Origin of the sequence: Paraflavitalea soli (assembly GCF_003555545.1) — a bacterium.
Lineage (GTDB): Bacteria > Bacteroidota > Bacteroidia > Chitinophagales > Chitinophagaceae > Paraflavitalea > Paraflavitalea soli.
Window position 1 is genome coordinate 1,568,673 of record NZ_CP032157.1, and the last position, 12,690, is coordinate 1,581,362.

The window sequence follows — 12,690 nt, forward strand, 5'->3', positions numbered from 1 at the left end:
TGCGACGTACAGAAAGCCATTGCCAAAGAAAAAGCCCTGCCTGCACAGCCACCACAAAGCGCGGCAGCCATTCTGTGTTCTGTGTTCTGTATTCTGTATTCTAAATTCTGCCTTCTACTTCACCACCTCCGCATTATTCGACTGGTCCGCATCCAGCCAATAACCATAAGGATCGATCACGGCTACCGCTGGCTTTTTATTAACTACAATCGTCAGGTCGGTAATTGCCCTGGTAAACCGGTGCTGTTCCTGGTACGCAGGTGCTGTATGCCTGGTCCATCGATCTGAAGGGCTATCATACACCGCCAGGGTGAATACCTCATCCGGTGTAAGCGCCTGCGGTTTCGCTCCCGCTTCATTTGTTTTGCCAATGCTTACCTGCAATTGTAGTTTAAACCGGCCATCGGGCAGGGTGTCGCAACGCACCACCCGCAGCCTGTTGTCGTACGTGATCACCTGCTTAAAAAGGTCGTCCATACGTTTGGACTGGTCGGCAGTAGCCCCCGTGCCTAGCTCAGTAAGCAGGTCCGTGGTTGTTGCCTTGCTATGTGGAAAGCCATGTTTGTTGATCAGTCTTTGCAGGGATTGATTCATGCGGTCTTCTCCCAACATTTCCTGGATCGCATAAAGCGATAATCCCCCTTTTTGATAATACAGGTAGGGTTGGTTGGCTTGCAGCAGTGGCAATTCGGGTTCGCCCGTCATGTTGCGGAAGGCAAAATACAGGTTGTTGTCTGCCTGCAGCAGGCTGCGCAGGTATTGCTGGCCATACCGTCTTTGCGTAACCATATATTCCGTGTACTTGGCCAGCGATTCGGTGAGTACCGCCCTGCCCGGGGCATCCAGGGGCGCCAGGGCATTGGCCCACCACTGGTGTGCTACTTCATGGGCCGTCAATGCATAAGTATGGTTGAACCGGCTGGTGTCGCTCAGGTTACTCATAAAGTTGATCTTCTCCGCGCTGAACACCACCCCAGGGTATGCTGTAGCTGCTCCAGGATAATGCGGTATCGCTGCCAGGGTTAACTGGCGCAATGGGTAAGGACCAAAGTTGGCCTGTCCGTAATCAAGGGCATCTTTCATGGCCTGCAGGAGTGTAGGAAGGTTGTTGGCTTCCCCGGGTACATAATATACGCTTAACTCAATACCACGGTGCTGCTCCTTTTGCACTGCATACCTGGCCGAGCTGAGGGCAAACATAAAGGCAATGGGCTGCTCCGTTTTGTAATGGAAATAGCTGCGGCCATTGGTCTGCCATGTCTTTTGCAGGGTACCGGCGGTGACTACCTGCTGATCGGGCACGGTGGAGACTACCGTTTCAAAGTCGATGCGGTGGTAACTGGTATCTGCGGAGGTGCTGGCCGCCATGGGCGGCAAGCCTTGCGCCTTCCTCAGCGCGGCATCGCCCGTCTCAAAACGGTCATTGTAACCCAGAAAGGGAACATACTTCTCCAGTTCAATATAACTACCATTGCTCACCACCGAATGCTCGGAATTGAAGGGGGCAAAGGGGGATCGTTTTACCTCCATGGAAAATTGGATCGTTGTTTCCATACCAGGCTGCAGGGGAGTGGCCAGGGTATAAAAGTATTGCTTAAACCCTTCATCGGCTGTCGTCAACCTGGCCTGTGGAATGGCAAATTGAATGGAGGTAACATCGGGGTCAACGCCCAGCCACAAGGTGGAAATAGGTTGTGCTGATTCATTGCGCAACCGGTAAGATCCTTTCACGGTATACCTGCCGGCCGCGGGATACAGGTCTACCTCCGTCTTCACGGCAACAATATAGGGTTGCGATACTTGTGATTGAGACTTGTACTTTTGCTCATAAGCCACCTTCCAGTTTTTGCCCGTACCATTCGTCCGGCCTGTATTGACGGCTGGTAGCTGGCTATTGATGTAAATACCCGAACCAATCCAGGTCAATAAGCAAACAGCCATCAGGAGCTTACCGGGCAATTGCCATTGCCTGCCCATCGTTTTCAAGCGTTGCCAGAAAGTAGTATGCGAACTGCCTTTCCACAAAGCTGCAGCCAGGAGTGACAATACTCCTGCGCAGGCAGCCCAGTATAAAAGGTACCAGCGCACCGTAGCAGCAGCATGGCCAAAACCATTCATGGGTGAGTATTGCAATTCCGGCAGCATTGCATAACGCAGCAGGGGATGCGTGATGCCCAGGCGCCGTGAGAAAATAATGAGGCCAACCGCTGTGAGGCTCAGCAGCATACCCAGGTATTTATTGGGTACTACCGTTTGTATGAATACGATCAGTATTGCAAATAACAGGAGGGGAACACCGCTGTAAAAATACAAAGACAGGTAAGCGGGAATATCCACCTGCGGGAAGCCGGTAAAGAACTGCAGCCCGATGCCGATACAGATATTGGCGCTAATGAGCACCGCGATCAATACGGCGAGGGTAGCGCATTTAGCAGCCCATAAACTGGTATTGCGTACGGGTGTACTGAATACCAGGCCCTGCATATTGGCCGAGCGTTCGCGGCTGATAAGTTCTCCCGCATAAAAGATCAATAACAACAAGGCAGGACGGATAGAAACAAACTCCTCCACAATAGCGCCGGTAAACGCATTGAACCGTATACCATAAGGACCATGCAATACATTTTCTTTAAGCTCTATCGCGTACAGGAAGATCCACAAAGCCAGCATCACCAGGAAAGGAATATGTTTGAACACGGAAGCAACTTCCAGTTTGAATTGCGCTCTGAAGGTCGCCCATTGATAAGCCCATCCGTTGGGATGTGTGGCTACACTTTGATAAGGAATAATAGTGGTGGGGCCGACTGCATTTTTTTGCTTGCGCATTTTACCGGCAGCAGGCAGGCGGAACCGGTAATAGCGGTAGCTGAGTACCAGCAGCAGGATGGCAAGGGTCATCCAGCCTATACGGTTGGCGAGGAACGCCCCTTCCAGGGGAAAGAGGCGGCTATTGCGTACCGTGACTGGCCAGGAACGGGTTTCGATCAATAAGGAAGTAATACCAAAAGGATCGAGCAGATAAGGTAGTAGTTGTGATCCCTGGGTACTTTTATCAGAGCTGGCCATGATCGGAGAATTGCCCAGGATCGATCCCAGGAAATACAGGATGAACAAGGATACCCCGGTCATATATACCGCCCGCATATTGCGGGTAAGCAGGGCCACGCTAAAGATCACACTACAGCAAAATACAATATTGGGTAAACCAAACACGAGCAAGGGGTGGAGGAAATAACTTATTTTAAAAGGCCCCAGTTGATCGGGATTGACGGATTGCGTGCCCATATAAATGCCCAGTACCCCTGCACAGAGGATCAGGAAAACGGCTATCAATAAACCGAGCAACCGCACCAGGAAATAGGGCAGTCGCTCAATGGAAGTGGTGAATATGAGGCCATCCATAGCATAGGTGGTATCACGCAGCACCACATTGGCGCAGAATAAAGTGCTTACAAAAATGGCAAACAGGGAAAGGAAGCAGGTAATATAGCTGATCACATAGGGTGAGTTCTGGTGCAATTCACTGCCGCCGAAATTGCCTTTCGTGATCAGTATGCCCAGGCCTGCAAATAGGATAAAGGCTACCATGAAAGTGACCTGTTTGAAGTGGTACTTCAACTCAAAGTGCAGCAGGTTCTTTAACATGCAGTTTCCTCCTTTTTGGTGCGTTGTGCACCAAATAATGCCGAGAAATAAACAGCTGAGAGGTCGGGCTGAAAAGGCGTAAAGCCTGCATCCGGACAAATGCCCGATAATACCAGCACCTGCATCTTACCTCCTGTGAGGCGGGTAGAGATCACGTTGAGCGCCGATTGATACTGTTTCAGTGCTTCTTTAGAAACCGTCTTCTGCCATACCTGTCCTTCCAGGGAAGCCGTTAATAAGGCCGGCTTGCCTTGCAGGATCACTTTGCCTCCCGCCATGATGGCCATTTCAGGACAGAGGTCGTGCACATCTTCCACAATATGCGTAGACAGGATCACCACCACCTGCTCACCGATCTCACTCAGCAGGTCGTGAAAGCGGTTGCGCTCCAGCGGATCAAGCCCTGCTGTGGGCTCATCTACAATGATCAGTTGTGGATTGCCCAGTAAGGCTTGCGCAATGCCAAAGCGCTGCCGCATACCGCCGGAAAAAGTGCTTACGGCTTGTTTCCTTACCTGGTATAAATTGGTTTGTTGCAGCAAGGCCAGTACCTGTTCTTTCCTTGCTTTCTTATCCGTGATGCCTTTCAATACCGCCAGGTGGTTCAACAGGTCTGCCGCTGCGATCTTGGGGTACACACCAAAATCCTGCGGCAGGTAGCCCAGCTGGCTGCGCAAGAGCTGTTGGTTTTGCAATACATCCGTACCATCAAACAATACCTGTCCGCTATCAGGCGGCTGCAGGGTGGCCAGGGTACGCATTAAGGATGATTTACCGGCGCCATTGGGACCCAGCAGGCCAAAGAGACCATTGGAAATAGTGAGGCTCACCTTGTTCAGCGCTTGCACGCCGTTGCTGTAGGTTTTGGAAAGCTGTTGTATTTGTAGTCGTTGCATATGTTTGATTTAAGAATGGATGAAAAGTAGTGCACCCTCATAGCTGTATAAAGTATCAATGACCAGGGGAAACAGCTACATGATGAACAACCGGCAGCAGCTGACCTGCGTGATTTATGACCTACATCACGAAAAATGATACGTTTGTCATTATTATTTGCCTGCCTTGGTATTCAGGCGTTCTTTTAAGCTTTCATTTGATGGTATGAAGCGATGGAATGACCTTTTGGGGATGTTGAAAAAGCATTATGAAACCTGGCTGTATATCGGCTTGTTGTGCTGGGTTGTCATTTTTCAACTGCTGGAACAAAAATCAATGGGATGGGGATTTTACCTAAAACACCTCTCCCTGGTCCTGTTCCTTCTCTTGCCTGTACTGGTATTCTCCTGGTATAAAGAACAATGGCTGCAAACCTGGTCCCGGCGGCGCTACCTGTGGTGGTGGGTGATCTGCTTTGCTGTGTATTTGCCGCTGGTCATTTATGGCCTTGGCACCCTGGTATTGCCAAACAGCCATCTCCAGTTATTAATCGTAGTCAGTGCGGGTTGCAGTTTGCTCCTGGAATTGGTATTGGTGGCCAATGCCTGGTACCAGCAACGCCTGCACCAATGGAAATGGATACAAAAGCTTAGCCTGGAGAAGTCCATTCTTATCAGCGTTTCCCTCATCTCCGTCATACTGGCCATCATGGGCGTGTCGAGTATTGGCAACCCGGCCTATGACGAGCCCGGCAGGTTATTGCTGGGTTTTGAGTTCAGCCTGTGGAAAGTGATCACCCGCTTTGGCACTTTCCTGGGTTTTACCGTGCAATTCCTGTTCATGTACCTCTGCGGGTATTTCTTTTTTTACCTCAATAACCGCATCCTGGTTCCCAAAATACTGAAGCCCAAAGGGCTCATCCTGTACTGCATGAGTGCCCTGGCGGCGGTAGGCATTATATATCCTGTCATTGCCCAGCTATTGGCCTGGCTGCCTTTCAATCATCGCCTGGGGATGATCTTTTCTGCCAATCCATTTGTACTGGAGAATGCCTTTGGCGCCATCATCATTATCCTGCTGAGCCTGCCCGTGGTGCTGGCCTTGCAATGGTCGAAGCAGAATGGGCGGATCATGGCCCTCGAAAAGGAGAAAGCGGAAACCGAGCTGGACCTGCTCAAGCAACAATTGAACCCTCATTTCTTCTTTAATACCCTCAACAACCTGTATGCCCTGAGCCTGGCCCAGTCGAAGCAAACGCCGGAAAGCATTTTGCAGTTGTCGGAGCTGATGCGGTATGTGATCTACAAGACCAAAGAACCGGCCGTGAGCATACAGGAGGAGATCAGGTACCTGGAAGATTATATACAGTTGCAGCGGATCAGGTTGAAACGGAAGCCCGACATACAGTTTAGCCAGGAGGTAGCCGCTGATACTCCTTCAGTGCCTCCCTTGCTGTTGATCGTGTTGGTAGAAAACGCTTTCAAGCATGGGGTAGAACCGGCAGAAGAGCGGGCTTTCCTGCATATTTCCCTGCGGGCCGATGCGCGCCGCCTGTATTTCAGCTGTATCAATTCCTTTGAACAGGAGACTGCCAATAAAGGGGGGATCGGATTGGCCAACCTGCAAAGAAGACTGGCTTTGTTGTATCCCGGTAAACACCAGTTGAAAACGGGTATAGAAAATCATACATTTAAAGCTGAACTGGAGCTCGACCTATCATGAAAATACGTTGTTTAATAGTCGATGATGAGCCGTTGGCCCATGAAGTGATCCTCAAATACATAGAGGATGTTCCCTTCCTGGAAACGGTAGGGCAGTGTTACCTGGCTACCGAAGCCCTGGCATTTCTCAGTACCTATACTGTAGACCTCATCTTCCTCGATATCCGCATGCCTAAGTTGAGCGGCCTCGACTTCCTGCGTACGCTGCAACAGCGGCCCCTGGTCATTATCACTTCCGCTTATGAAGAACATGCCCTGGAGAGCTTCGACCTGGAAGTATGCGATTACCTGTTAAAGCCTTTCCGTTTCGACCGCTTTTTGAAAGCTGCCAACCGCGCCCTGGCGCTGTATGCGCTGAAGAAGCAAGCCACTGAGCAACCTGCTGTCCCCGTTTCTCCGGCATCCTTTACAGCTGCCGAACCTGGCCGTATTTATATCAAGTCCGATAAGAAACAAATACAACTGGAACTGGAGGAGGTATATTACCTGGAGAGTGTAGGCAACTATGTGAAAGTGTGGGGTGAACAAAAGTTTGTGTTAACGCCGCGTACCCTCACCAGTTTTGAAGAGCAGCTGCCGGCCGACACTTTTATGCGCATTCATAAGTCCTATATCCTCAATAAAAAATATGTGCATTACATTGAAGGCAATACCATTCGCCTGAAGAATGGGAAGGAACTACCAGTGGGGAAAAGCTACAAACAAGTGGTGAAGTTGCTTTGATAACCGGGCCTTCCTGTTAGCCTATCTGCCTTAACACAAAATCTGCCCGCTCCGCTACCGGTACAAGCGGTACTTCCACCAGCTTATATCCGGCCTGCTCATAGGCTTTCCGGAGTGCATGGTAAGTGGCCTGTGCTTCTGCCAGGTCTTGTTTCCGTTCATTGTCTGTTGTATAAATATCCTTCCAGAAGGGGAGTATAAACACCGTGGTATTGTACCGGTATTCCTGCAGGGCCTGCTGCAAGGCATCATTATAGGCAAAGTCCATGAGTATTTCATAGCCATAAGTGTCGGGAATACCCCTGTCAAAAAAGGATAGGTGCTGCGAGTGAGCCAGCGCCCGGAAATCGCGTATCGAGTATCCCAACATCAGGCAGGAATAATACCGGGCATCCTTCCAGGGAAGGGCGTCTCCGTTTGCTTCCAGCTGATCCTTAATGAGCGTTCGTGCTACCTCCGGCACATAGGGATATCCCCGCACATGCAGTTCCTGTAATAAGGTGGTTTTGCCCGTACCCGGACCTCCTGTGATGATATAGAAATTGTCTTTTAGTAACATAGGGATGTTTTAATGATACATGATGTTGCCTGGGATGATGGCAGGAAAGGGGTATATACGCACAAGTGCTGCTTAATGCTGTGTAGAAAGCGGCTTAAGCGATAAGGAAGAAATGTTGACCAGGGCTGTTAGCAGAAGAAGTGTGAGTGAGGATACAAAGGTAGGCAATTCAACATAAAATACAAAAAGGCCGCCCCATGATAGAACAGGGACGGCCACTTTGTATTATATCATTTACAGGTACTGCTCCAATTGCTTGTACAGCTCGCTTTTTTTGCTGGGCGGCAGGGCGTCCGGTTCCATGATCTTTCCGTCTTTGAGAAGTATATAACGCGGAATGGCAAACACGTCATTGTGGTTGAAAGCATTGAAAATGTTCCTGTACAATTTCTCAGAAGCCCGCAGGTGCGTGCCTTGCAGGTTGTAATACTTGATCATCGTTTTCCATTGTTTGTCGGCAGCTTCCTTGTCAATGGACACGTACATCAATTCAATGCCCTTGCTGTTTAGAAACTCTTTCAGATCTTTGTTGTATTTAAACTCTTCTTTGCAGGGGCCGCACCAGGTGGCCCAGAAGTCGATGAATACCGTTTTTCCTTTGGACAGGGCTGTGAGTTGATCTACCGTTTCAATACTGGCATAGTTTTCTACAAACAGCTGGTTTTTGGCAAATTCAGCTTCCTGTTTAGTCAGGAAATCCTTTACTGCGGCAATGCCTGGCGTAAGTAAAGGCGTATACCGGCTGCGGGGATATGTTTTGATGAATGACTGGTAAAAGCCGGGTATTACCGACTGGTACCTCTTTTCCAATAGCAATTCATGGATATTGGAGGCCAGTAGGTATTCCCGCAGCGGTTCTTGCTTGTAATGATCGACCAGTACATTGTATACAGCTTTTTGGTATTCCTCCTCATTGGCAGGTTGTTTAAATACTCCCTGCATCTGCGGAAGAAAAAAACGAAAATACCAGCCGTTGTAAGTACGGCTATAATCAGCATACGTATCTGTTGCCATGGAGCGTGCATCGAAAATGTTTGATATCGCTGCCAGCTCCTGCCAGTAACCATGGATACGGTTGATCTTTTGAGCATCATACCGCGCACTGTCCTTATTAAACTCAAGTTCCCGTATTGGCCACATAAGCGTAGTACTCAGAACAGCCGCATAATAATTCCTGATCAGGATTTCTGCATAGCTGTAGAATGCATCATCAATCTTGTGTTGCGCATGCAGCTGACGGAAAGGGGCGAGGCAACTGTCCAGCTCATGTTGTATCCTTTGCTTGTTGTGCGCAAACACCGTATCCTGTTTGTGGTACCTGGAGGCCGCGCTTTGGTAAAATTCAAAAGAAAGATTCGCCAGGGCCAGCTGGCCTTCCTGTTCGGGGCCTTCAATAGAGAGCGGATTAGCCTGGTTTTTCTCATCGATGGTAACCGTATAGGACTTGCCGGGCTTTACAAACAGCCTGTACATTTTTTTATATACAAAGCCATAAGCGCCGGCCACTTTTTCCTTGTTGGGTATCACCAGCGTGCCTGTACCATCCAGGGTATCTGCTGTCAGTTCGTTGATGAAATAGTTGCCTTGCAGCGGACGCATGAACCGAACCGTTTTTTCTTTGCCACCCATCACTTTGAAAGTAATGGCAGCTTGTTGTGCTTGCAGGGAAAAGAGCAAAAAGGTACAGAGTGCCAGGGATAATACAAATCGCATATACAGGAATTGATGAATGGTGCCTGCACAATATACAGCTTCATCTTCTTATTGTAAGAGCAGAATGATCATTTAAGCCCATTTTAAGAACCGGTAGCGCGGCACAGCGTAACAGCGTGTGAAGGCTACAAACGTCCTGGCCCGATCTCCGGCTCATCGGTCTTAATATCAGTAAATGACACCTTGCCGGGTTTATCCGTTTTACCCAATAACCGCTCAGAGAATATCTTGGCAATCGTGTACAAGGATTGCATGGGATTGGCCCCGATAGAAGTAGGGAACATACTGCTGTCCATCAGGTAGAGGTTCGGTATCTCTTTACCTGTTTTATAATTCCAGATGCGCTGATTGATGGAAGCTACTGAGGTGCCGGCTGTTGCCCCCATTTTATTGGTAGCCTGCAGGTGCGCCGAAGTAAGTATCGTGCGGTTGGGAATAAACTGCAGGTTCTTTTCCACCAGGTCCGCCTGCTTAATGTCCGTCAGGTAAGTGCCCACCATCGGATTGAAGTTTTTCAATCCAAGTACATTCTCATTGGTAGGGATAATAACCTCCGTAGCCCCGGCCAGGAACATCATCCGGATGGCGATGGCCACCCCATTGCGGAAGCGGGCTTTATCACTATCGCTGAGGGCATAGTTAAGCACGACATTACCGGCGCTGTCGAGTGATACCGAATTATTGTCCGAAGGCGTGTCCACCAGCATCACCCCAAAGCCTACGGATTGGTTGAACTGTACGATCTTCTTGTATACATCGATGCCACTTCCGGGAATCAGGAGAGCGCCATAGGCTGGTAAGGCGCCCATGGTCTCGAAGATGAAACCAGGCGTTACACCAAAAGCTTCGAGGTAAGTAGCACTGTCTAATCCTTCCAACAGGTTGATGGTCTTATTGACCACCCCGATCAGCGGAAATGAAGGGTGCATGATCAATCCTTTGCCCACACGGGGGTTGTTTACTGCCGGTTGACTCTTTGCTGAGTTGAGTAATATTTTGGTCGACCCGATCGTGCCAGCAGCCAGGATCACATTATCCGCATAAATATTTACCGTAGTGCCTGCCGGTATCTTCAGGCCGCAGGGATCAATGATGGTATTCTGATATTGTGGATCTGTCCAGGGAGTTTGCGTTACCAACGTAGCGCCTGTCACGATCACGCCGCCATCTGTACCCGTAGATTTGAAGGTCAGTTGCTGTACACTTACATCGGGCAGCACGCTCAATGGATTGTTGGTGTCCTGCGCTGCAGGAAGAATGAGTTGCCGGGCTGCATCCCGTTTTTGCGTCACAGGTGAAGGGGATAACAGTAGCGGGAAACGATTGAGGTGGTACAGCGACGGATCAACACCATACGCATTGGCGCCATCCCACAGTGCCTGGTTATCAGCGTTGAGTTCCGTTTGTGATACGGCACGGGTAGCAATGGTATTGCGTACCCACTGGTAAGCGGCAGCAATGCGCTCCTGCGTATAATACCTGCCATCTACCCAGCCCTTTTCTACCCAGTTGGCAATACGGTATTGGATGGTTGATTCCAGGGGGGAGAAGGCCAGGTCAATGTTGACGGTAGTTCCACCTCCCATGGCCTGGCCGCTGCGCACGATCACACTATTGTTGACTGTGGTAACAGTATCGTTGCCAAACATGAGCCGGGAATAACTCATCGTATTCATAGAGCCCCATACTACCCAGGGACCTTGCTCGATCAATACTACTTTTTTACCGGCTTTCTGCAGTTCCGTAGCTACCGTAGCGCCGGCAGGGCCACTGCCGATCACGAGGTAATCGATCCCGTTTTGTTTTGCTTTGATCGTTTTTGTATTGGCATCGTACATCAGCCAGCTGGGCGGTATTTGGGGATAATGGATCTTGGAGTACTGCGGTGTACTGCTGATAAAGGTGGTTGGTACTTGAATGCCTGTGAGCGGCACAGCCAGCGGCAGGTCCCAGATCACCGACAGGAAGGCTTCACGAATGGTCATGGCGATCTGGGTGGATAGCGAACCAGCTGTTCCTTCGAAAAAGAACCCCAGTACCTGTGAGGCCTGGTCCTGCGTTAACCCGCCCATGCCATTGGCTACCGAAATGAACCGTTGGATAGCGGGGTTGCCGGATTGTTTCAGCTGCGCATAAAAAGGAAGCTGCTGCGGATTGGTGAGCAAACCAAGCAGGGTAAGTAAGGGGTTGGGCTGGGCCGACACTTCTTTCCAGAAACCGGCCTTTACATTGGCTGAAATATAGATGATATCAGCCAGTACCGCCTTGGGTATGGGAAGCTGGGTGACCGGAAACCACAGGTCAAACAATACATTAAAGCTGAGGTTGACACCGTTGGCCTGCGGGCCACCGGCTACGGCCGCTTTCTTTTTAGCTGTCTTTGCCATTGTAGGATAGTTTTATGGTTGAATAGTTAATATATGCATGGACGTTATTGTCCTTGCCTGGAATATTACGGGGTTGGATGTAGAGGTATGCAGATGGACGCACACAATGATCTTTTGTGAATTACCTGGTTGGAATAAATGTAACTGTACACACTTGCTGCCTGGGAGAGTGGCGACTGGTTGGGTCAGATTGTTCAGCCTGAAAATTACAACTAAATCGGCAAGTAATTCTACTGGAAATGCACCGTTATTGTACCGGTTGTGTATATTCGGGAGGCATTGATCCGTATAATAATAAGAAATTAATACATGTTTAACAGGAAAGATACCTTACTGCTGCTATTGCTCCTTGGCCCGTTGCTCAGTACTGCACAGCTGGCGAAAAGGCCGCTCAGGGATGTGCAGGTGATGAAGCAGGCGAGGCTCGACACCATGGCATCGGTTATCAATATCGTGAAAGGAGATGTGGTAGCAGATATTGGAAGCGGCAATGGCTACAACCTGCTCAGGCTCTCCAGGTATTTTCCACCTGTTAAGTATTATGCCGAAGACATTGATTCAGTCAGGTGCAACAAAAAGGCCTTTGCACAAATGATCAAAAACTTCAATCCAGGCATACCACTGGATAGTTTTGTATTGTCTTATGGAACCACCCGCGCAACGGGCCTGCCCAAGGCCCATTTTACCAAAGTATTAATGATCGCAGTGGTGCATGAGTTTGATGAAAAAGAACCCATGTTTGCGGACATACGTTCCATTTTAAAACCCGGTGGTTTTGTTTTTATTGAGGAACCCCTGGTGCTGAAACCTGTTCCCAAAGACAAAGGATGCAACAATCCCTATCTGACCGAGGTGGCCCTGAAAAAGATCATAGCTGATAATGGGTTGCAGGTCATTGAAGAAAAGTATATCAACGATGCGGACAGTAATAAGTACCGGAAGATCTTTAAATGTTCTGTGAAAGTATTGTAGTCTGCTAATCTGGCTTAGTGGATGGCGTATTTCCCCCGCTTTTGTATAGGCTGGTCTGCTTATTTTTAGCACTTTTACCACCAAGGCTCAATGC

Annotated in this window: 8 protein-coding genes; 3 read left to right on the plus strand and 5 right to left on the minus strand. The window is 49.3% G+C overall.

Going from position 1 to position 12,690, the window contains the following annotated elements:
• Positions 1 to 114 precede the first annotated feature (114 nt).
• Together D3H65_RS05895 and D3H65_RS05900 are read right to left on the minus strand one after the other, a co-directional pair.
• On the minus strand, positions 115 to 3,645 hold the full coding sequence (locus D3H65_RS05895; RefSeq protein WP_119049376.1) for an ABC transporter permease/M1 family aminopeptidase: 3,531 nt from the start codon (positions 3,643 to 3,645) through the stop codon (positions 115 to 117).
• On the minus strand, positions 3,639 to 4,541 hold the full coding sequence (locus tag D3H65_RS05900; RefSeq protein WP_119049377.1) for an ABC transporter ATP-binding protein: 903 nt from the start codon (positions 4,539 to 4,541) through the stop codon (positions 3,639 to 3,641). Before D3H65_RS05900 ends, D3H65_RS05895 begins: the two co-directional genes overlap by 7 nt.
• Positions 4,542 to 4,746: 205 nt before the next feature.
• On the opposite strand from D3H65_RS05900, the gene D3H65_RS05905 reads away from it, so the two are divergent.
• Positions 4,747 to 6,243 carry a sensor histidine kinase gene (locus D3H65_RS05905; RefSeq protein WP_162915435.1) on the plus strand — a complete coding sequence of 499 codons (1,497 nt, stop codon included), beginning with the start codon at positions 4,747 to 4,749 and terminating at the stop codon, positions 6,241 to 6,243.
• The gene (locus D3H65_RS05910; RefSeq protein ID WP_119049379.1) at positions 6,240 to 6,965 is read left to right on the plus strand and encodes a LytR/AlgR family response regulator transcription factor; all 726 of its coding nucleotides are present in this window, start codon (positions 6,240 to 6,242) and stop codon (positions 6,963 to 6,965) included. Before D3H65_RS05905 ends, D3H65_RS05910 begins: the two co-directional genes overlap by 4 nt.
• A 16-nt stretch (positions 6,966 to 6,981) precedes the next feature.
• Here D3H65_RS05910 and D3H65_RS05915 read toward each other — a convergent pair whose 3' ends face one another.
• From D3H65_RS05915 to D3H65_RS05925, 3 genes are all read right to left on the minus strand, one after another.
• Positions 6,982 to 7,524 carry an AAA family ATPase gene (locus D3H65_RS05915; protein WP_119049380.1) on the minus strand — a complete coding sequence of 181 codons (543 nt, stop codon included), beginning with the start codon at positions 7,522 to 7,524 and terminating at the stop codon, positions 6,982 to 6,984.
• A gap of 234 nt (positions 7,525 to 7,758) precedes the next feature.
• A complete protein-coding gene (locus D3H65_RS05920) occupies positions 7,759 to 9,237 on the minus strand; it encodes a redoxin family protein (RefSeq protein WP_119049381.1) in 1,479 nt (492 codons plus the stop codon).
• A gap of 125 nt (positions 9,238 to 9,362) precedes the next feature.
• Positions 9,363 to 11,624 carry a GMC oxidoreductase gene (locus D3H65_RS05925; protein WP_119049382.1) on the minus strand — a complete coding sequence of 754 codons (2,262 nt, stop codon included), beginning with the start codon at positions 11,622 to 11,624 and terminating at the stop codon, positions 9,363 to 9,365.
• Between the two features lie 309 nt (positions 11,625 to 11,933).
• On the opposite strand from D3H65_RS05925, the gene D3H65_RS05930 reads away from it, so the two are divergent.
• The gene (locus D3H65_RS05930) at positions 11,934 to 12,596 is read left to right on the plus strand and encodes a class I SAM-dependent methyltransferase (RefSeq protein WP_119049383.1); all 663 of its coding nucleotides are present in this window, start codon (positions 11,934 to 11,936) and stop codon (positions 12,594 to 12,596) included.
• The last annotated feature ends 94 nt before the right edge of the window (positions 12,597 to 12,690 follow it).